Origin of the sequence: Sphingomonas sp. BK580 (assembly GCF_014194975.1) — a bacterium.
GTDB lineage: Bacteria > Pseudomonadota > Alphaproteobacteria > Sphingomonadales > Sphingomonadaceae > Sphingomonas.
Map to the genome: position 1 here is coordinate 73,577 of NZ_JACIAY010000010.1, position 18,077 is coordinate 91,653.

Sequence of the window (18,077 nt, forward strand, 5' to 3'; positions counted from 1 at the left end):
GGAACGGGGCAGGGGGGAGGGGCGTAGTGCCGGCGTGATCAAAGGAGGAACGATGACCCCGCGTCCCAATCTCGCGCTGTTCACCTTCGGCGCGGCGGCGCTGATCGCCGGCTGCGAGCGAGAGCCCGCCGACGGCGCCGCGACCGCGGTGGAGGCCCAGGCCACGCCCGCCGCGCCGGTGGCGCGCGCCCCCGACGCGCCCGCGGCGGCACCCGGGCAGTGAGCGTCGAGCGCGTTCGCGACAACCGCTCGGAGCAGGAGTTCGAGCTCACCGTGGCGGGCGAGCGCGCGGTCGCGGCCTATCAGCTCGAGGGCGACACGATCGTCTTCACGCACACGCTGGTGCCGCCCGCGATCGAGGGGCGCGGCGTGGGCTCGCGATTGATCCGCGCCGCGCTCGACTCGGCGCGCGACCAGGGCCTGCGCGTCGTGCCGCAATGCCCGTTCGTCCGCGCCTTCATCGAGCGCCACCCGGAGTATCGCGACCTGCTGCGGTGAGGGGGACGATCGGCCACTCACCGCCCTCGTTCGGAGAGGCTCCTGGGTAGGGCGCTTCCGCACACGCCGCGTTCCTGGGAAAGCCCCACCTCAGCCTCTCCCCCGAAGGGGAGGAGCTAGATGCACCCCCTCACGCCGCGCGGGCCATCCGCCACGCCGCGGCGATCTCCTCCAGCTCGCCGGCCACCGCGCGGAACGGCTCGCCATCGGTGCCGATGCTGGCGTCCACCACCTGACGGCGGCAGCCGGCGTAGAAGCGCGCCAGCGTGCGCGAGACGTCGCCGCCGCGATCGAAGTCGAGGTTCGCCTCCAGCGCGAACAGGATCGCGGTGGCGCGCGTCACGCGCTCGCTGCGCGTGGCGAACTGGCGGTTGTCCGCCGCCCAGGCGGCGACGCGCAGCGCCTGGGTGAGCTCCTCGTACAATAGCTGGACGAGCGCCGGCCCGTCGGCCGCGGCGGTGCGGCCGGCGAGGTCGATCTCGCGATAGGTGCGCGCCGGATCGCGCAGCAGGGCGGAAGCATAGGCCATCGTCGTCTATCTCTCGCTCAACCCGTCGACTTCGTCCAATTGTCGATCTGCTGCTGCATGAACGACTGCGTGGCCTTGTAGGCGGAGACGCGCGCGTTCATGCTGGAGAACTGCTGCGTCAGCCGCGCCGTCATCTTGGTCGCCTGATCGTCGACGGTGCTCTTCTGCTTGCCCAGGTCGGACTGCGCCTGGAGGAAGCGCATCGACGAGGCGCCCAGGCCATAGATCGTGCTGCCGGTGTTGAGGTCGAGCGACTTCATCGCCGCGTACAGCCCGGTTCCCGCGCTGCTGCTCTTGGTGAACATCGCCTCGACCGCCTCGGGCGCGTTCTTCAACGCGCTGGTCAGCGCGTTGTCGTCGACCTCGAGCTCGCCGGTGCGCGTGGTGCGGACGCCGATCGCGGCCAGCGTCGCGGGCGTACCCGCGGCGGCGCCGGGCAGCAGCACGCGGCTGGTCAGCCCCTGGAGCGTGCGCAGCAGCGTCTTGGCGGCGGGATCGGCGCGGAGCTGGCCGTTGATAGCGTCGGTCTGCTCCTTCACCACGCCCAGCACCTGGTTGTAGGTGTCGACGAAGTCCTTCACCGCGCTCGACAGCGCGCTGTCCGGGCGGGTCGCGGTGAGATTGGTGGTGCCGGTGCCGGTGAGGCTCAGCTTCACGCCCGCGATCAGGTCGCTGACCTCGTTGCTGCCGCGCTCGACCGACACGCCGTCCACCACCAGCTTGGCGTTGCCCGCCTGACTGGAGACGGTCGTCTTGTTGGTGGTGCCGAAGCCGGTGTCGAACTGCGCCAGCGCGCCGCTCGAGTCGCTCGCCGCCAGGGTGAAGGCCTGGGTCGCACCGGTGGTGCCCTTGAGCGAGAGATAGGCGCCGCCGTCGGCGTCGTTGATCACGGTGGCGGTGACGCCCGCCTTCTTGGCGTTGATCGCGGCGGCGATGCCCGACAGCGAGTTGTTGCTCGAGTCGATCGAGATCGCGAACGCCTTCGCGCTGCCGTCGGCGTTGGTGCCCGCGGTGAAGCCGGTCATCGCGCCGCCGCTGGTGGTGGCGGTGCCGAGCGTCAGCGTCAGCGTGCCGGTGCCGAAGGTGGCGCTCGACGGCGAGGGGATCTTGGCGCTGGTGGCGATCTGCGCGGTGGCGAGCGCGTTGACGGTGACGCTGCTGTTGAGCCCCGAGGCGGAGGCGCCCGCGACCGGGCTGGCGGTGGCGACGCCACTCACCGAGCTGTTCGGCTGGGTGGCGAGCGTGCCGCCCTCGACGAGGTTCTCGAGCGCCTTGGTGAAGTCCGAGATGGTGCTCTTCAGCGTCGCCACGCCCGAGATCTGCGCGGTGAGCGTGTCGCTCTTGGAGGTCAGCTGCGCGCGCTTCTGCGCGAACTGCGCGTCGACCAGCTGGGTGACGAGCGAGCCCGTGTCCACCCCCGAGCCCGAGCCGAGCGAGGTGAGGACCGAGTTGGCCGCCGACTGGTTGACCGACGACGTCGACGACGTCTTGGTCGTCGACGTCGTGCCGGTCGTCGCCGTGCTGCTGCTGGTGCTGCTGATCGTCGTCGCCATGATGCCTCTCTAAACGACCGCTGCCGGCGGAAATTTACCCCTGTTTCTTGCCGTTCTCGTCGAACCGCGCGGTGAGCGGCACGTCGACCGGCGGCAGGCGCCCGCCGGCGCGCTCGTTGAGCCCGAAGACGAAGGCGAGGACGGTGGCGATCGCGACGTACAGGTCGTCGCGCACCTCCTGGCCCTCGCGGCTGGTGTAATAGACCGCGCGGGCGAGCGCGGGATATTCGAGGATCGGCAGCTTCATCTCGCCCGCCGCCTCGCGGATCGCCAGCGCGGTCGCGTTGCGGCCCTTGGCCACCACCACCGGCACCTGGTCGCGCCCGCGGTCGTAGCGCAGCGCCACCGCGAAGTGCGTTGGGTTGGTGAGCACCACGTGCGCCTCGGTCAGCGCCTGGCGCATGCCGCCCGAGAGCATCGCGCGCTGCTTGGCGCGCAGATGCCCCTTCATCTCGGGGTTGCCCTCGCTCTCCTTGTGCTCGTCGCGCACCTCCTGCTTGGTCATGCGCAGCTTGCGCAGCAGCTGGAGGATCTGCGTCGGCACGTCGAACAACGCGATCGCCACCAGCCCCATGGCCATGACGAGCAGCACGTTGGTCATCGTCGCGCCCAGGCCGGCGAGCGCCACCGGCAGGTTCGAGGCGGCGAGGCCGAAGCTGAAATGCGCGGTCTTCCACACCATCCAGGTGCCGATCGAGCCGAGCAGGATCACCTTGAGCAGCGACTTGCCGAGCTCGATCCAGCCCGACATGCCGATGATGCGCTTGAGCCCAGAGGCCGGGTTGATGCGCGACGCCTTGGGCGCGAGCAGCGAACCGTTGAAGCCGAAGCTGCCCAGCCCCGCCTGGCTGACCACCGCCGCGGCGATGGTGATCGCGAACAGCGTGCCGAGCGGCATGGCGAGCTTCCAGCCCGCCTCGACCAGCGGCCGCCACGGCGCGAAATCCTCGACGTCGGCGCGGCCGAAGGTGAGGCTGGAGGCCATCACGCCGCGGCAGGCCGCCAGCAGCGCGGGGCCGAAGAACATCAGCCACGCCACGCCCGCCAGCACCACCAGGGCGGTGGCGAGGTCGCGGCTCTTGAGGATGTCGCCCTTCTCGCGTGCGTCCTTGCGACGCTTGTCGGTCGGGGCTTCTGTCTTGTCGCCGCCCTCCGACATCAGCGCGCCCCCGCGAGCACGAGGCTCTCCGCGGCGGCGAGGCCCTCGCGCACGATCACCTGCATATAGTCACCCATCGCGGGCAGCGCGATCGCGAGGCTGATCACGCCGGCGGCGAGGCTGACCGGCAGCCCGACCGAGAAGAGGTTGAGCGATGGCGCCGAGCGCGACACCATCCCCATCACCAGGTTGAGGCACAGCAGCAGGAAGCCGACCGGCAGCGCCAGCAGCAGCCCGGCGACGAAGGCGTAGCTGCCGAACAGCGCGATGTCGCGCAGCTGGCCGGCGGCGAGCCAGGGGGCGCCGGGCGGCAGCGCGCGATAGCTGCGCACCACGAGGTCGACGAGCACCAGATGACCGTCGAGCGAGAGGAACAGCAAGGTCATCATGATCGACAGGAACTGGCCGACCGCGGGGCTGGAGCGGCCCGAATTGGGGTCGATCATGTTGGCGAAGCCGATCCCCATCGAGCCGCCGATGATCTCGCCCGCCACCAGCGGCGCGGCGAAGGCGATCTGGAGCACGAAGCCGATCGCCAGCCCGACCAGCGCCTCGGCCGCGACCGCGACGAAGGTGGCGAGCGCGAACACCGTCTGTGGGACCTGGACGGGCGTGGTGCCGAGCACCAGCACCGCGATCGCGCCCGACAGCGCGACTCGCACGGTGAGCGGCACCGACACGTTGCTGAACACGGGCGCGGCGACGAACGCCGCGCCGACGCGGATCATCACGAAGATCATCGCCCACAGCTGGGGCTCGATGGCGAGGCCGAAGCCGAGCATCTAGCGCGCCGTCCGTGGAGCCGCTGTTCCTGCGCAGGCAGGAGCACGGCGCCCGGGCAAGCGACACCGGTCCCCCTCACGCTTGTTCCCCGGCGAAGGCCGGGGTCCAGTTGGGTGGAGCGCTGTGGCTGGCACGAAACGTCCCCCACCTGGGCCCCGGCCTTCGCCGGGGAACGGAAGAGAAGAAGGAGAAAGGAGCACGGCTAGGCGCTCACCGCACCAGATCGGGGATGCGCGCGAAGATCTCGGTGGTGAAGTCGCTCAGCAGCCCCAGGATCATCGCCCCGAACACCATGATCGACACTGCCACCACGATCAGCTTGGGGACGAAGCTCAGCGTCTGCTCGTTGATCGAGGTGGCGGCCTGGACCATGCCGAGGATCAGCCCCGACAGCAGCGCCGGGATCAGGATCGGCGCGGCGGCGAGCGCGAGCACCCACATCGTCTGGTTGGCGACGGTCAGGAAGTAATCGGCGTCGACGAGCGGCTGCATACGGGCTTCTCTATTGCGCCATCCCGGGCGGGACGGCGGACGCGGCGACCTATGGCGTAACTTGGTTAACGCACCTCTACCATCGCGTCAGGTGGCGAAGCTGTTGGCGAGGCTCCCCATGGTCAGCGCCCAGCCGTCGACCAGCACGAACAGCAGCAACTTGAACGGCAGCGAGATGATCGTCGGGCTCAGCATCGCCATGCCCAGCGCCATCAGCACGGTGGCCACCACCAGGTCGATCACGATGAAGGGCAGGAAGACGAGGAAGCCGATCTGAAAGGCGGTCTTCAGCTCGGAGGTGACATAGGCCGGGAGCAGCACCGAGTAGGGAATGTCGCGCGGGCTGGCATAGGGACCGGACTTCGCCATCTCGGCGAACATGGTGACGTCCTTCACCCGCGTCTGCTTCTCCATGAAGGCGTGGAGCGGCGCGCCGGCGGCCTGGATCAGCTGGGTGCCGCCGATGCGCCCCTGCGAATAGGGCTGGATCGCGGTCGTGTTGATCTGGTTGATCGCGGGCGCCATCACGAAGAAGCTGAGGAACAGCGACAGGCCGATCAGCACCTGATTGGGCGGGGTCTGCTGCAGCCCCATCGCCTGGCGCAGGATCGACAGCACGATGATGATGCGGGTGAAGCTCGTCATCATCAGCACGATCCCGGGCAGGATCGTGAGCAGCCCCATGATGATGAGCACCTGGAGCGACAGCGACAGCGAGCCGTTGCCGGGCGTGCTCGAGGCGTCCCCGCGCGAGAGCTGGCCGAGCGCGCGGTCGACCGCGTCGCCGACGCCGGGCGCGGGTGCCGCGGGCGCGCCGGGGGGCGGCGCGGCCGGCCCGGTCTGCGCCAGCGCCGGGAAGGCGACGCACAGCAGGACCGCGATGGCGGCGAGCGCGAGCAGCACGCGCCAGTAGTGCTGGCGCCGGGCGGCGCGCGCGCGGATCAGCGCCGCGGTGCCGCCGGTGCGCGTGACGGTGTAATTCTGTTGCATCATCGGCATCCGCATCCTCCTTCCCAGCGTCAGACGAGTTCAGGATGACGGAAGGAGAGGGCAGCGATCGCGAGATCATCCCCGCTCACCGGCGGAACTCCCGCGCCAGCGCGCGCGCCGCCTCGACCGGGTCGGCCGGCGCGGCGGCGCCCTCGGCTCCTGCCGGCGTCTTGTCGACCAGCGTCACGCCGCCGCGCCCGACCGAGACGAGCAGCCGGCTGCCCTCGAAGTCGATCACCGCGAGTCGCAGCCCCGGCGAGATCATCATCGTCTCGCGCACCGCGATCATCCGGGTCGCGGTTTTGCCCGGCAGCCGCGTCTCGAGCCGCCGCCACAGATACAGGCACCCGATCATCAAGCCGCAGACCAGCGGCAGCAGCACCACCAGCTTGAGGATATAGGTCCACATCATACGCGCGTCGCCCTTCAGCCCCGCTTCTCGGGTGCGACCAGCTCGGTCATCTTCACCCCGAAGCGGTCACCCACCGTGACGACTTCGCCGCGTCCGATCAACGTGCCGTTAACCAGAACATCCAGCAATTCGCCCGCCTGGCGGTCGAGCTCGATCACGCTGGCCTCGCCGAGCGCGAGCAGCTCGCGCAGCGACAGCGTGGTGGAACCGATCTCCACCGTCAGCTTGACGTCGACGTCCTGGAGCATGCGCAGGTTGGCGGCGACCGCCGCGTCGATCGTGAAGCCGCTCGTCATGTCGTTCATAGCAGGGGTCCTTCGAGCTTGGAGATGCGGATCGCGGCGCGACCGTTGGAGGTGCCGACCGTGCCCATGCCGAGCGCGACGCCGCCGATCACGATCGGCACGTCGGGGCCGAAGCTGATCGGGATGACGTCGCCTTCCTTGAGGTCCATCAGCTTGGCGAGCGAGATGGTCGGCTCGGCCAGCACCGAGCGCACCGGCAGCCGCACGCCCATCGCGGCGCGGGTGAGCTGGGTGCGCCACTCGGCGTCGACCTCGGCGGGCTTGGCCACCACTTTGCCGGTGAGCGCGACGGTGTGCGGCTTGAGCGTGGCGACGGGGTAGAGCACGTCGACGAACAGCGGCTTGGCGCTGCCGCGCGCGAGGCCGAAGCGGGTGGAGATCACGACGTCGTCGCCCTCGATCCCCTGGATCAGGTTGGAGCCCAGCTCGCACCGCTCGGCGCCGAAACGCGCGCGCGCCAGCGGCTCCCACGCGCCCTGCAGCGTGCGCGCCATCGCGGCGGCGACCCGCTGCGCCAGCACGTCGGCGGCCGGGGTGAACTCCAGCGCCAGCGTCGGCGAGACGTCGCCGGTGCCGCCGAAGAACAGGTCGAGCAGCTCGGCGACGAACTGCGAGTCAAGCACCACCAGCAGCGGGCGCCCGTCCATCGTCAGCGGCAGATAGGCGGTCAGCTTGTCGCCGCGCGCGGCGCGATAGTCGGCGAGACGCAGCACCTCGAGCGGCTCCGCCCAGGTGCGCGTCTCGCTGCGCCAATAGCCCTCGAACACCTGGCGCACCCCGCGCGCGGCACGCGCCGAGAGATGCTGCAGCGTGTGGAGGTCGCCGAAGGGATGCAGCTTGCCCGCCGCCCCCGACCCGGCGCCGAGGTTGGTCACGCCGACGGGAGAGTCGGTGCGCCCACGCCCGCGCCGCTCGGTGGCGTCGGGCTCCAGGCCGAAGTCGGAGAGGTCGGGCTCGTTAACCATGCCAGGTCACTGAACCACGAAGTTGGTAAAGTAGACGTTAGCGATGCCGCCGAATCCCTCTTTTTCGCGCAGAGTCTGATTGATCGACGCGACCAGCCGCTTCTGGAGCTGCTGCTTGCCCGCGCTGGTGAAGACCTGGTCCTCGGTGGTGTCGCCGAGCGTCATGAGGATCGCCGAGCGAATCGCGATGTCGTTGGTCTTCAGGTTGTTGATGACCTTGTCGTCATAGGGCGTCGACACCGCGATGCCGACCTGGACGAAATGCACCGAGTCCTGGAGGTTGGAGGTGAACTCCTTGTCCATCGCGTAATAGTTGGAGGCGTAGGGCTCGCCGCCGGCGCCCTCGGGGGTGGGGGCGCCGTGGTCCTCGCTCTTGGCCTCGCCGCCCTCGGCGCTCTCGCCGCCGCCATGGCCGCCCTCGCCGCCTTCGCCACCCTCGCCGCCTTCACCGGCGCGCTTCTGCTCGCTCTTGGGCACGAGATGGGGCTTGTTGGGATCCTCCTTGAGCGCGGGGTGCGCGCCGACGCCGCCGACCAGGCCGGAGTTGGCGGCGTACAGGCCGGCGCCGACGCCGCCGCCCAGCAGGACGACGACGCCGACGACGCCGACCAGGATCGTCTTCATCTTGCCCTTCTTCTTGGGCGCGGCAGCTTCGGTGTCACTCATCGGTCATTCCCTCGGTTCAGGCGATACGGTCGTCGGTGGAGGCCGCGTCGGCGACGCGGCGGGCGGAAGCGGGGGCACGCGGCGCGCGCTGCTGCTGCGCCTGCGGCTGCTGGCGATCGGGCTGCTGGCCGGCGTGGCTGCCGTGCGACTGGCCGGCGGCGGTCTGCGACGCCGGCGACCCGCCGGACGACGCCTGGCCCTGCTGCTGCGGCGTGCTGCCGCTGCCGTTCCCCGTCGTCGCGCCGCCGCCGTGCTGGAGCTTGATGCCGCGCTGCTCGGCCATCTCCTGGAGGCGCGGCTGCGCCTCGGCGAGCAGCGCGCGGGTCTGCGGCTGCTCGGCGACGAGCTGGACCTGCACCGTCTCGCCGTCGCGCCGCAGCGAGACGTCGATCGCGCCGAGCGCGTCGGGGACGAGCCGGATGCGCACGTCGTTGGCGTTGGCCATGTCGCGCAGCATCTCGATGCGGTGGATCATCGCCTCGGGCCAGCGCCCGTGCGTCACGTCGAGTGGCTGCTGGGTGGCGGGCTGCGGCGCGGCGACCGCGGCGGCGGTGATCGCGCCGGTCGCGGGCTGGGCGAGCTGCGCGGTCGGCAGCGGCTCGGCGGGCGCGGCGCGCTCGTCGGCGGTGACGGCGCGGTGGATCGCGTCGGCGAAGGTGCGCGCCGCGCTCGCGATCGCGGGCGCCGGCGCGGCGGGGACGGTCGCTGGCGGCGTCGCGGCCGCGGCGGGAGCTGGGCGCTGGGCCGGGTCGAGCGCTGGCGTGGCGACCGGCTCGGGCGCGGCGGTCGTGGCCAAGTCGGCCGGCGCGGCGGCGGACGCGGCGACGGGCGCCGGGGCGAGCGGCGCGGGCGTGGTCAGCGCCAGCGGTGCGTCGACCCGCGCCGGCGCCGCCGCCGCGATGACGGGCGCGACGCTGGCGGCGGGCGCGGCCGGCGTCGCGGCGGCGACCGGGGCGGCGGCGGCGGACGGACGCGCCGTCGACGATGCGGCGGGGGAGTTGGCCGCGCGCGGGGTGGGGCTCGTCATCGGCGCGCGTTCGCTGCCGCGCGCTGCCGCGGCGGGAGCGGTCTCGGTCGCGACGGCGGGCTGCGGCGCTCGCCGAACGCCGGCCGGCTCGCTCGACGGCGCAGCGGCGGATGGGGCGACCGCGATCGAGGACGGTGCCGGCGCGGTGACGCGCGGGGCGATCTCGTCCGCCACGGTGACCGGCGCCGGCGCCGGTCGCGCGGCGCCGTTGGGGCCCGATGAGGCGTCAATCGAGTCGGGGCGGCGCGCGGTCGCGCGTGAGGGCGCGGCGCCGGCGTCGGTCGCGGCGCTGACGGTCGCGGTCGCGTCGCCCGGCGGCGTCGTCGCAGCGCTCGGCCCGGCCGCATCGGATGCGGACGGCGACCGAGGGGTGGACGAGGCGGCGGCTGGCGTGCCGAGCGGCGACCCCGCGGCAGCGCCGGGCGCGGGCGCGGTGGCGCGCCTCGGGGCGGCGTCACCTGCCGCGTCGCGCGGCGGCGCCGCCGCGATCGACTCGGCCGCGGGGGTGGGCGAACCGCCGCGGCCGGCGCGCACGTCGGCGGCGGCGACCGCCTGCGGCTGCGCCGTCGGCGTCGCCGGTGCCGGCGTCGCCGCCGTCGTGGGTGCCGCCCCGGCGGGCAGAGCGCTGCCCGGCCGAGCTTCGGCCGCGACCGAGTCGCGCGGGATGGGAGAGGGGGTAGGCGCCGCCTCGCGGGTCATGGCGGCGCGCGCCGGCGCGGCGATTTCCGTCGCGGCGGGCATCACGGCAGCGTCGGTGGTCACTGCTACCGCGACCGGCGCGAGCGCGACCGGCAGCGGCACAGGTGGCGGCGGGTCCGCTGCCACGACGGGCGTCGCCGGCGGCAGCTCGCTCGGCACCGTCGCCGGGGTCTCTCCCGCGATCGGCTCCGCCGTCGCCGTTTCCTCCGCCGTCGACGCGGGGTCCGACGGGCGCGACGGCGTTGAGGCCGCGGTCGCCTCGTTCGCCGGCGCCGGCGCGGGCGCGGGCAGCTCGGGCGCGATCGCGCGCCGCACCGCGGCGGTGCGACCGAGTACGGCGCCGGACGGCAGCGGCAGGGTGTGACGCGGTGTCGCCGGCGCCGCGACCGCGTCGGCGAGGGAGGGCGCGGGCGGCACGTCCAACCCGGTCGCGTCGGCGAGCCAGGCGAGTGCGGCCTCGCCCGTCGGACCCGCCGCGTCGGGCACCAGCCCGCCGGGCGAGAGCGGCAAGTCGCTGCCGGGAACGGCAAGCGCCTGCCGCTCGCCGCCCGCGGCTGCCGCCGCGACGTCGAGCGCGGGTGCGACGAGATCGAGGAAGGTGCCGCTCGCCACCGCGAGCCTGGCGCGACCGCCCGCCGCGGCGGCGAGCGACTCGCCGGCGGGCGCGCCGGGGGTCGCCAGCGCGCCCGGGGCGGTGGTCAGCAGCAGGCTCGCGATCGTGGTCAAGACAGGCTCCGGGCGCTGGTGGAAGGATACGGCCCACCATCAGCAAGAGCCGTGCCGTTTGCGCCAGCGCGTCGAGGGAGGGTGGATCGACACGGTGCCCGCGTGCCGCGACGTGGCGCTCCCGTCGCCCGGGATCGTGCTGCCCGCCGACGAGAGGTTCGCGCGCGACTGATCGCGCGCTCGCGCGTTCGGGGACGATGGCGACGCGCGCACCGAACTCCACCGACCGGTCCATCCCGATCGACAGCCTCGTCTTCGGCTATGGCCCCATGCTCCCGCTCGTCGCCGCCGGCGTCGGTACCTGGGTGCTGCCCGCGCCCTGGGGCGTGCTCGCGGTGCGACTGGCGATCATCTGGGGCGCGCTGATCCTGTCCTTCATCGGTGGGGTGCGGCGCGGTTTCGGCTTCGCGCGCCCTGACGCCTCCACCGCGGTCGAGATCGCCGCGGCCGTGGCCTATGTCACGGTCGCGGGGCTGGCGCTGCTGGTACCGTATGCGGCCACCGCCGTCGCGCTGCTCGCCGCGGGCTATGCGCTGGCGGCGCTGCTCGACCGCCGCGCCGCGCTGCGCGGCAACGCGCCGGCGCATTTCGCGCGGCTGCGCGTGCCCCAGCTGCTGATCGGGTGCGCCGGGCTCGCCGCCTGCTGGGCCTGGGCGGTGACTCGCTGAGCGGGCGTCGGCAGTCGCGACCGAGGCAATGGCAATTCCGTTAAGACCCGATCCGCCGCGAGTCGGAGAACGGGCGAAAGTGGAACAGTTACGCGGTTAATGCAGATTGCCGCACCGCACAAAGGACCGTAGAGGACCCGAGCGCCTGCCGAGGTGTTGTCACGGACGAAGTGGGCGACGCGTGCGCCCCGGGGAAGGGGAAAGACGTTGACCGAGATCGTGCCGGTGATCCTCTCGGGTGGATCGGGTACCCGCTTGTGGCCGATGTCGCGGCCCGAGAAGCCCAAGCAGCTGCTGGCGCTGACCGCGGACGAGACGATGCTCCAGCTCACCGCCGCACGCGCGCACGGTGACGCCTTCGCCGCGCCGGTGGTGGTCGCCAACGCCGCCCACGCCGACGAGGTGGAGGCGCAGCTCGCCGGTATCGGCGCCGCGCCGAGCGCGCTGATCCTCGAGCCTGCCGGCCGCAACACCGCCCCCGCGATCGCGCTCGCCGCGCTGGTGGCGAAGGGCAAGAGCCCGCTGCTGGTGATGCCCTCAGACCATGTCATCGCCGACCGCGAGGCGTTCCACGCCGCGATCCACGCCGCGCTGCCGCTGGTCGAGCAGGGCTGGCTGGTCACCTTCGGCATCACCCCCGATGCGCCCGAGACGGGCTATGGCTACATCAAGGTGGGCGAGGAGATCGCCGCCGGCGTCCACCGCGTCGCGCGCTTCGTCGAGAAGCCGCAGCGCGACGTCGCGGAGGCGATGGTGGCGGCGGGCGACCATGCCTGGAACGGCGGCATCTTCCTGTTCTGCGCCGAGGCTTATCTCGCCGCGCTGGAGGCGCACCGGCCCGATATCCTGGCGGCGGTGAAGCGCTCGCTCGAGGCGGCGCGGCGCGACGGCGCGCGCATCTATCCCGACGCCGAGGCCTTCGCCGCCTCGCCCTCCGACTCGATCGACTATGCGGTGATGGAGAAGGCCGAGCGGGTCGCGGTCGTGCCGGTGGCGATGGGCTGGAGCGACGTCGGCAGCTGGGACGCGCTGCACGCGATCAGCGCGGGCGACGCCGGCGGCAACGTCGTCGCGGGCGAGGTGATCATGCTCGACACGCGCAACTGCCTGGTGCGCAGCGACGGCGCCAAGGTGGCGATGGTCGGGGTGGAGGATCTCATCGTGGTCGCGAGCGGCAACGACATCCTGATCCTGCCGCGCGGCCGCAGCCAGGACGTCAAGCTGCTGCTCGAGGCGATGAAGGGGTAGGGGCAGGACGGGGGAGGATCTTCCCCGATCCTTTATATAGCGTGATTCTAGCCCCTGCCCTTCAGGGAAGGGGTTGGTGTGGGGGCGCTCCGCTGACGCGACGCTCATGGAAGCGCCCCACCCCCGACCCTCCCCTCAAGGGGAGGGGACATTCCTTTTTTCGCTCTCGCCGCTCCGAAGCCTACGGAACGGCCCCTCAGCCGATCAGCAGCCCCGCCAGCGCGGCGCTCATCAGGTTCGCCAGGCTCCCCGCCGCCAGCGCGCGCAGGCCGAGCCGCGCGATCGTCGGGCGCTGGTTGGGCGCGAGGCTGCCCGTCACCGCCATCTGGATCGCGATCGACGAGAAGTTGGCGAAGCCGCACAGCGCGAAGGTGACGATCGCGATGGTGCGCGGGCTGAGCTGCGCCGCCTGCTTGCCGAGGTCGATATAGGCGACGAACTCGTTGAGCACGATCTTCTCGCCGAACAGTCCGCCCGCGATGCCGGCCTCGCGCCACGGCACGTTGAGCAGGAACATCACCGGCTGGAAGACATAGCCGAGCAGCCCCTGGAAGCTCAGCTCGGGTTGGCCGAACCAGCCGCCGACGCCGCCGAGCAGCCCGTTGGCGAGCGCCACCAGCGCGACGAAGGCGAGCACCATCGCGCCCACCGCCACCGCCAGCTTCACGCCGGTCTGCGCGCCCTGCGCCGCCGCCATGATGAGGTTGGCGGGCTTCTCCTCGTCGTGCGTCGCGTCGGGGAGCGGCTCGCCCGCGACCGGGTGCGCCGCCTCGCTCGGCAGCGCCGCGGGCCCGATCCCCGCGGCGGTGCGGCGATGGTCCGCCAGCGCGACCTCGCGCGGCACGCCCGGCACGTCGCCCAGCGCCAGCTCGCCCTCGGGCGGGAGGCGACGGTCGGGCATGATGATCTTGGCCATCAGGATCCCGCCGGGCGCCGCCATGAAGCTGGCGGCGAGCAGATAGTCGATGCTGATCCCCATCGAGGCATAGGCCGCCAGGATCGTCCCCGCCACGCCCGCCATCCCGCTGGTCATCACGGTGAAGACCTGCGGCGGGGTGAGCCCGGCGAGATAGGGGCGGATCACCAGCGGCGACTCGCTCTGGCCGACGAAGATGTTGGCGGCGGCGCACAGGCTCTCCACCTTGCTGGTGCCGATCAGCTTCTCGATCGCGCCGCCGAGCCAGCGCACCACCAGCTGCATCACCCCGAGATAATAGAGGATCGACACCAGGCTGGCGAAGAAGATGATCACCGGCAGCGCGGCGATGGCGAAGCTCTGCCCGCCCACCGCGGGGCTGGCGAGGTTGCCGAACAGGAACTCGGTGCCGCGCTGCGAGTAGCCGAGCAGCGCGGCGACTCCGGCCGAGGCGCCGGCGAGCGCGGCGCGGCCGGGCGTCCAGTAGAGCACGATCACCGCGATCAGCGCCTGGAGCGCGAAGGCGCTGCCGACCACGCGCGGCCGGATCGCGCGACGGTCGGCGGAGAGCAGCACCGCGAGCAGCAGGATCACCGCGATGCCCGCGAGACCGATCAGGATTCTCTGCATTCGTCTTCTTTGATGTGAGCCGCGTGGAGGGCGCGCGGCGAGGGCGCGCACGCGGGGGCAGATCATACAGCGGTGGCCGCGCGCCGCCAGCCATGTTCGCGCGAGTCGGCGAGGGTGTGCCGGATTCGCAACGGGTTGGGGGCGAGTAGCTCCGATCCTCGGATGCGAAGCGCTGAGATCCTCCTCGCTTGGCGGGGAGGGGGACCGCCGCGAGCAGCGCGGTGGTGGAGGGGGCTGTCCGCGGGCGCTGCCTGTCGAGGGCTTGGGATGACGCGATACGGACCGCCCACGCCTGCCACGACGCGCCCCGCCTGTGGCAGCCCTCCTCCACCACCCGGCTGCGTCGGGCGGTCCCCTCACCCGCGAGCGGGAAGGATCTTGGGCCTGGCGCTTGCCGCGCTGGCGCTCGTTCCTCCCGACCCGCAAAACTCGTCGCCCTCGCGGCACCTTCCCCATACCACCCGCGCCCGCTACGACGCTCCCCGATGGCCTCCCGACCCCACGCTCCGATCCCGCGCTCTCTGTTCGGCCTGTCGATCTTCTACGGCGGGATGGTCTGCATCGCCGGGGTGCTCGGCAACAAGCAGGTGTCGCTCGGGCCGATCTCGGCGCTGGGGCCGCTGGTCGGGCTGCCGCCGCTCGCGGTGGAGGCGGGGATCTTCGCCTTCCTGCTGCTGGTGGTCACCTCCAGCGCGGTGGCCGAGCTGCACGGGCAGAAGGTCGCCGGCAGGCTGGTGCTGCTGGGCTTCGTGCCGCTGCTCGTCTCGATGGTGCTGACGCTGGTGGTGCTCGAGCTGCCGGCCGCGCCCGAGATGGACCGCGCGCATCTCGCCGCGTTCGAGCAGATGATGGGGGCGACGCCGTGGATCTGGGCGGGCGGCATCGTCGCCTACGGCGTGTCGCAGACGCTCAACGTCACGATCTTTTCCTGGCTCAAGGGGCGCGAGGGCGGACGGCTCCTGTGGTTCCGCGCCGCCACCGCCAGCGCGCTGAGCCAGATCGTCGACTCGGTGCTGTTCATCTCGATCGCCTTCGGCCTCTCCGCGGTGGGCTGGCTGATGGCGGGGCAGATGCTGGCCAAGGTGGTGCTGTCGATCGTGCTGGTGCCGCCGCTGATCTACCTGATGGTCGCGCTCGGCCGACGGCTCGACGGCTGACCTTTCGCCCCCGCGCCCGCGCCGCTATGGCGCCGCGGATGACCGATCCGACCCCCGCCGCCGCCCCGATCGCTGCCGTGCCCCCGTCGCTCAAGGCCGAGACGCTGGTCGAGGCGCTGCCCTACCTCCAGCGCTACGCCGGCAAGACCTTCGTGGTGAAATACGGCGGCCACGCGATGGGGGAGCCCGAGGCGCAGGCCGATTTCGCCGAGGACGTGGTGCTGCTCAAGGCGGTCGGCATCAACCCGGTGGTGGTGCACGGCGGCGGGCCGCAGATCGGCAGCATGCTCAAGCGGCTGGGCGTGGAGTCGCGGTTCGTCGACGGCCTGCGCGTGACCGACGCGGAGACCGCGCAGATCGCCGAGATGGTCCTGGCCGGATCGATCAACAAGGAGATCGTCGGCTGGATCGGCCGCGCCGGCGGGCGCGCGGTCGGCATCTCCGGCAAGGACGCCGGGCTGGTCCAGGCCGAGAAGGTCGGCGGGCGCGACCCCGACCCGCTGCAGGGGATCGAGCGCAAGGTCGACCTCGGCTTCGTCGGCGAGCCGGTCGCGGTCGACCGCCGCATCATCGACTCGCTCAGCCGCGACGGCATCATCCCGGTGATCGCGCCGATCGGCATCGGCGCCGACGGCCACACCTACAACATCAACGCCGACACGATGGCGGGCGCGATCGCCGCGGCGCTGGGCGCGGCGCGCTTCTTCCTGCTGACCGACGTGGCCGGCGTGCTCGACCGCGACGGCGAGCTGCTCACCGACCTCGACCCCGCCGCGATCAAGCGGCTGCGCGAGGAGGGGACGATCAGGGGCGGGATGATCCCCAAGCTGGAGACCTGCGTCGCCGCGGTCGAGGCCGGGGTCGACGCCGCGGTGGTGCTCGACGGGCGCGTGCCGCACGCGATGCTGCTCGAGATCTTCACGCGGCGCGGCGCGGGCACGCTGATCCGGCGGTGAGGGGGCGGGCGAGAGACCGCGGCGGTTCGAGCACCATTGTGCTCCTGCGCACGCAGGAGCCCAGAGCCACGAAGGCCCTCACGTGCGAACCTGGGCTCCGGCGTCCGCCGGAGCACGGTTCGGCAGAGAGGCGCTCCTCGGTTGCCGACCCCGTCCCACACCCCGCTGGCACAGGCCGCGCCAGTGCCCTATATGACCGACACACCATCACGGAGACGCCGCGCGTGCTGACGCTCACCATCATCCAGATCCTGCAGGTGCTGATCTCGTTCGTGCGCTGGATCATCATCATCCAGTTCATCCTGTCGCTGCTGATCGTGTTCAACATCATCAACACCTCCAGCCCGTTCATCCGCGGGCTGCACGACGGGCTCGACCGGCTGACCGAGCCGCTCTACCGCCCGATCCGCCGCCTGCTGCCCGCCACGGGCGGGATCGACTTCGCGCCGATGGTGGTGCTGCTCGGGCTGGTGATCCTCAACATCATCCTCAACAACATCGCCGCGAGCGTGCTGGTGGGCGGCGCCGTCTGAGCGCCTGGCGCGCGACCGCGGACGGGATCGCGCTCGCGGTGCGCGTGACGCCGCGCGGCGGGCGCGACTCGCTGGCGGCCGGCACCGACGACCATCTCGCCGCGCGGCTCGCCGCCGCCCCGGTCGACGGCGCCGCCAACGAGGCGCTGGTCGCGCTGGTGGCGCGCCACTTCGGCGTGGCAAAGCGCGACGTGGCGCTGGTCGCGGGCCAGACCGGGCGGCTCAAGCGATTGACGATCGAGGGCGACCCCGCGGCGCTGGCACAGCGCGCCGCTTCGCTCTATGCGGCCGAGTCATGACCGCCCGCCTCATTGACGGAAAAGCCTTCGCCGCCGCGCTGCGCGACCGTGTCGCCACCGCCGCCGCCGCCTTCACCCAGGCCGCCGGGCGCCAGCCGGGACTCGCGGTGGTGCTGGTCGGCGAGGACGCTGCCTCCTCGGTCTATGTCCGCTCCAAGGGCAAGGCGACGCTGGCGGCGGGCATGGCGAGCTTCGAGCACCGCCTCCCCGCCGACACGACGCAGGAGACGCTGATCGCGCTGGTCGACCGGCTCAACGCCGACCCGGCGGTGGACGGCATCCTCGTGCAGCTGCCGCTGCCGCGCCACATCGACGAGCGCGCGGTGATCGCGCGGGTCGATCCCGACAAGGACGTCGACGGCTTCCACCCGCTCAACGCCGGGCGGCTCGCCACCGGGCTCGACGCGCTGGTGCCCTGCACCCCGCTCGGCTGCCTGATGCTGCTGCGCGACGTCCACCCGCATCTCGCCGGGCTGGAGGCGGTGGTGATCGGCCGCTCGAACATCGTCGGCAAGCCGATGGCGGCGCTGCTGCTGCAGGAGAGCTGCACGGTCACGACGGTGCACAGCCGCACCCGCGACGTGATGGCGCACGTGCGCATGGCCGACATCGTCGTCGCCGCGGTCGGCATCCCCGGCTTCGTCCAGCCCGAGTGGGTCAAGCCGGGCGCGACGGTGATCGACGTCGGCATCAACCGCGTCGAGGGCGGGCTGGTCGGCGACGTCGACCCGCGCGTCGCGGCGGTGGCGGGGGCGATCACCCCGGTGCCGGGCGGGGTCGGGCCGATGACGATCGCGGTGCTGCTACGCAACACCGTGGTGGCGGCGTCGCGCCGCGCCGGGCTGGCGGTGGACGCGTCGCTCTGA

At 72.3% G+C, this 18,077-nt stretch carries 21 protein-coding genes; 9 read left to right on the forward strand and 12 right to left on the reverse strand.

Annotated elements, in window-relative coordinates; all coding sequences use genetic code 11:
• Positions 1 to 52 precede the first annotated feature (52 nt).
• Both FHY05_RS22620 and FHY05_RS22625 read left to right on the forward strand, forming a co-directional pair.
• The gene (locus FHY05_RS22620) at positions 53 to 223 is read left to right on the forward strand and encodes a hypothetical protein (RefSeq protein ID WP_183945544.1); all 171 of its coding nucleotides are present in this window, start codon (positions 53 to 55) and stop codon (positions 221 to 223) included.
• On the forward strand, positions 220 to 498 hold the full coding sequence (locus FHY05_RS22625; protein WP_183945545.1) for a GNAT family N-acetyltransferase: 279 nt from the start codon (positions 220 to 222) through the stop codon (positions 496 to 498). The genes FHY05_RS22620 and FHY05_RS22625 overlap by 4 nt, the downstream gene beginning before the upstream one ends.
• A 130-nt stretch (positions 499 to 628) precedes the next feature.
• Here FHY05_RS22625 and FHY05_RS16505 read toward each other — a convergent pair whose 3' ends face one another.
• The 11 genes from FHY05_RS16505 to FHY05_RS16555 form a co-directional block, all read right to left on the reverse strand.
• Entirely contained in the window at positions 629 to 1,027 is a 399-nt protein-coding gene (locus FHY05_RS16505; RefSeq protein ID WP_183945546.1) for a flagellar protein FliS, read from the reverse strand.
• Between the two features lie 17 nt (positions 1,028 to 1,044).
• Positions 1,045 to 2,580 (reverse strand): flagellar filament capping protein FliD, encoded by a 1,536-nt coding sequence (gene fliD / locus FHY05_RS16510; RefSeq protein ID WP_183945547.1) that lies wholly within the window; start codon positions 2,578 to 2,580, stop codon positions 1,045 to 1,047.
• Positions 2,581 to 2,614: 34 nt separating this feature from the next.
• Positions 2,615 to 3,739, reverse strand: a complete 1,125-nt coding sequence (locus FHY05_RS16515) for a flagellar biosynthesis protein FlhB (RefSeq protein ID WP_183945548.1) — start codon at positions 3,737 to 3,739, stop codon at positions 2,615 to 2,617.
• Positions 3,739 to 4,521: a flagellar biosynthetic protein FliR gene (fliR, locus tag FHY05_RS16520; RefSeq protein ID WP_183945549.1), complete on the reverse strand. Its 783-nt coding sequence runs from the start codon at positions 4,519 to 4,521 to the stop codon at positions 3,739 to 3,741. Before fliR ends, FHY05_RS16515 begins: the two co-directional genes overlap by 1 nt.
• A gap of 211 nt (positions 4,522 to 4,732) precedes the next feature.
• Complete coding sequence (gene fliQ, locus FHY05_RS16525; protein ID WP_183945550.1) at positions 4,733 to 5,014, reverse strand: flagellar biosynthesis protein FliQ; 282 nt, start codon at positions 5,012 to 5,014, stop codon at positions 4,733 to 4,735.
• An 87-nt stretch (positions 5,015 to 5,101) separates the two neighbouring features.
• The gene (gene fliP / locus FHY05_RS16530) at positions 5,102 to 6,013 is read right to left on the reverse strand and encodes a flagellar type III secretion system pore protein FliP (RefSeq protein WP_260181643.1); all 912 of its coding nucleotides are present in this window, start codon (positions 6,011 to 6,013) and stop codon (positions 5,102 to 5,104) included.
• 76 nt (positions 6,014 to 6,089) lie between these two features.
• The gene (locus FHY05_RS16535; RefSeq protein ID WP_183945551.1) at positions 6,090 to 6,416 is read right to left on the reverse strand and encodes a flagellar biosynthetic protein FliO; all 327 of its coding nucleotides are present in this window, start codon (positions 6,414 to 6,416) and stop codon (positions 6,090 to 6,092) included.
• Positions 6,417 to 6,430: 14 nt separating this feature from the next.
• Positions 6,431 to 6,721, reverse strand: a complete 291-nt coding sequence (fliN, locus tag FHY05_RS16540) for a flagellar motor switch protein FliN (protein ID WP_132908390.1) — start codon at positions 6,719 to 6,721, stop codon at positions 6,431 to 6,433.
• Positions 6,718 to 7,686, reverse strand: coding sequence for a flagellar motor switch protein FliM (locus FHY05_RS16545; protein WP_183945552.1), 969 nt, complete (start codon positions 7,684 to 7,686; stop codon positions 6,718 to 6,720). The genes fliN and FHY05_RS16545 overlap by 4 nt, the downstream gene beginning before the upstream one ends.
• Positions 7,687 to 7,692: 6 nt before the next feature.
• Complete coding sequence (gene fliL / locus FHY05_RS16550; protein WP_183945553.1) at positions 7,693 to 8,352, reverse strand: flagellar basal body-associated protein FliL; 660 nt, start codon at positions 8,350 to 8,352, stop codon at positions 7,693 to 7,695.
• Positions 8,353 to 8,368: 16 nt separating this feature from the next.
• The gene (locus FHY05_RS16555; protein WP_183945554.1) at positions 8,369 to 10,804 is read right to left on the reverse strand and encodes a flagellar hook-length control protein FliK; all 2,436 of its coding nucleotides are present in this window, start codon (positions 10,802 to 10,804) and stop codon (positions 8,369 to 8,371) included.
• Between the two features lie 197 nt (positions 10,805 to 11,001).
• Here FHY05_RS16555 and FHY05_RS16560 point away from each other — a divergent pair, with 197 nt between their 5' ends.
• Both FHY05_RS16560 and FHY05_RS16565 read left to right on the forward strand, forming a co-directional pair.
• Positions 11,002 to 11,472 (forward strand): DUF3429 domain-containing protein, encoded by a 471-nt coding sequence (locus FHY05_RS16560; protein ID WP_183945555.1) that lies wholly within the window; start codon positions 11,002 to 11,004, stop codon positions 11,470 to 11,472.
• A 207-nt stretch (positions 11,473 to 11,679) separates the two neighbouring features.
• Entirely contained in the window at positions 11,680 to 12,720 is a 1,041-nt protein-coding gene (locus tag FHY05_RS16565; RefSeq protein WP_221191266.1) for a mannose-1-phosphate guanylyltransferase/mannose-6-phosphate isomerase, read from the forward strand.
• Positions 12,721 to 12,916: 196 nt separating this feature from the next.
• On the opposite strand, the gene FHY05_RS16570 is transcribed toward FHY05_RS16565, so the two are convergent.
• Positions 12,917 to 14,266, reverse strand: coding sequence for a NupC/NupG family nucleoside CNT transporter (locus tag FHY05_RS16570; RefSeq protein ID WP_183945556.1), 1,350 nt, complete (start codon positions 14,264 to 14,266; stop codon positions 12,917 to 12,919).
• Positions 14,267 to 14,751: 485 nt separating this feature from the next.
• On the opposite strand from FHY05_RS16570, the gene FHY05_RS16575 reads away from it, so the two are divergent.
• From FHY05_RS16575 to folD, 5 genes are all read left to right on the forward strand, one after another.
• The gene (locus tag FHY05_RS16575) at positions 14,752 to 15,423 is read left to right on the forward strand and encodes a queuosine precursor transporter (protein WP_183945557.1); all 672 of its coding nucleotides are present in this window, start codon (positions 14,752 to 14,754) and stop codon (positions 15,421 to 15,423) included.
• A gap of 38 nt (positions 15,424 to 15,461) precedes the next feature.
• The gene (gene argB / locus FHY05_RS16580; protein WP_183945558.1) at positions 15,462 to 16,379 is read left to right on the forward strand and encodes an acetylglutamate kinase; all 918 of its coding nucleotides are present in this window, start codon (positions 15,462 to 15,464) and stop codon (positions 16,377 to 16,379) included.
• Positions 16,380 to 16,603: 224 nt separating this feature from the next.
• Positions 16,604 to 16,912 carry a YggT family protein gene (locus FHY05_RS22630; RefSeq protein WP_132910187.1) on the forward strand — a complete coding sequence of 103 codons (309 nt, stop codon included), beginning with the start codon at positions 16,604 to 16,606 and terminating at the stop codon, positions 16,910 to 16,912.
• Positions 16,913 to 16,938: 26 nt separating this feature from the next.
• On the forward strand, positions 16,939 to 17,211 hold the full coding sequence (locus FHY05_RS16590; protein WP_409321842.1) for a DUF167 domain-containing protein: 273 nt from the start codon (positions 16,939 to 16,941) through the stop codon (positions 17,209 to 17,211).
• Positions 17,208 to 18,077, forward strand: coding sequence for a bifunctional methylenetetrahydrofolate dehydrogenase/methenyltetrahydrofolate cyclohydrolase FolD (gene folD, locus FHY05_RS16595; protein WP_183945560.1), 870 nt, complete (start codon positions 17,208 to 17,210; stop codon positions 18,075 to 18,077). The genes FHY05_RS16590 and folD overlap by 4 nt, the downstream gene beginning before the upstream one ends.

Coding starts and splice junctions, on each gene's coding strand:
- fliR (WP_183945549.1), bottom strand. CDS start 4,521: ATGCTCGGCTTCGGCCTCGCCATCGAGCCCCAGCTGTGGGCGATGATC.
- FHY05_RS16505 (WP_183945546.1), bottom strand. CDS start 1,027: ATGGCCTATGCTTCCGCCCTGCTGCGCGATCCGGCGCGCACCTATCGC.
- folD (WP_183945560.1), top strand. CDS start 17,208: ATGACCGCCCGCCTCATTGACGGAAAAGCCTTCGCCGCCGCGCTGCGC.
- fliL (WP_183945553.1), bottom strand. CDS start 8,352: ATGAGTGACACCGAAGCTGCCGCGCCCAAGAAGAAGGGCAAGATGAAG.
- argB (WP_183945558.1), top strand. CDS start 15,462: ATGACCGATCCGACCCCCGCCGCCGCCCCGATCGCTGCCGTGCCCCCG.
- FHY05_RS16560 (WP_183945555.1), top strand. CDS start 11,002: ATGGCGACGCGCGCACCGAACTCCACCGACCGGTCCATCCCGATCGAC.
- fliN (WP_132908390.1), bottom strand. CDS start 6,721: ATGAACGACATGACGAGCGGCTTCACGATCGACGCGGCGGTCGCCGCC.
- FHY05_RS16515 (WP_183945548.1), bottom strand. CDS start 3,739: ATGTCGGAGGGCGGCGACAAGACAGAAGCCCCGACCGACAAGCGTCGC.
- fliP (WP_260181643.1), bottom strand. CDS start 6,013: ATGCCGATGATGCAACAGAATTACACCGTCACGCGCACCGGCGGCACC.
- FHY05_RS16570 (WP_183945556.1), bottom strand. CDS start 14,266: ATGCAGAGAATCCTGATCGGTCTCGCGGGCATCGCGGTGATCCTGCTG.
- FHY05_RS22620 (WP_183945544.1), top strand. CDS start 53: ATGACCCCGCGTCCCAATCTCGCGCTGTTCACCTTCGGCGCGGCGGCG.
- FHY05_RS16535 (WP_183945551.1), bottom strand. CDS start 6,416: ATGATGTGGACCTATATCCTCAAGCTGGTGGTGCTGCTGCCGCTGGTC.
- fliQ (WP_183945550.1), bottom strand. CDS start 5,014: ATGCAGCCGCTCGTCGACGCCGATTACTTCCTGACCGTCGCCAACCAG.
- FHY05_RS16575 (WP_183945557.1), top strand. CDS start 14,752: ATGGCCTCCCGACCCCACGCTCCGATCCCGCGCTCTCTGTTCGGCCTG.
- fliD (WP_183945547.1), bottom strand. CDS start 2,580: ATGGCGACGACGATCAGCAGCACCAGCAGCAGCACGGCGACGACCGGC.
- FHY05_RS16545 (WP_183945552.1), bottom strand. CDS start 7,686: ATGGTTAACGAGCCCGACCTCTCCGACTTCGGCCTGGAGCCCGACGCC.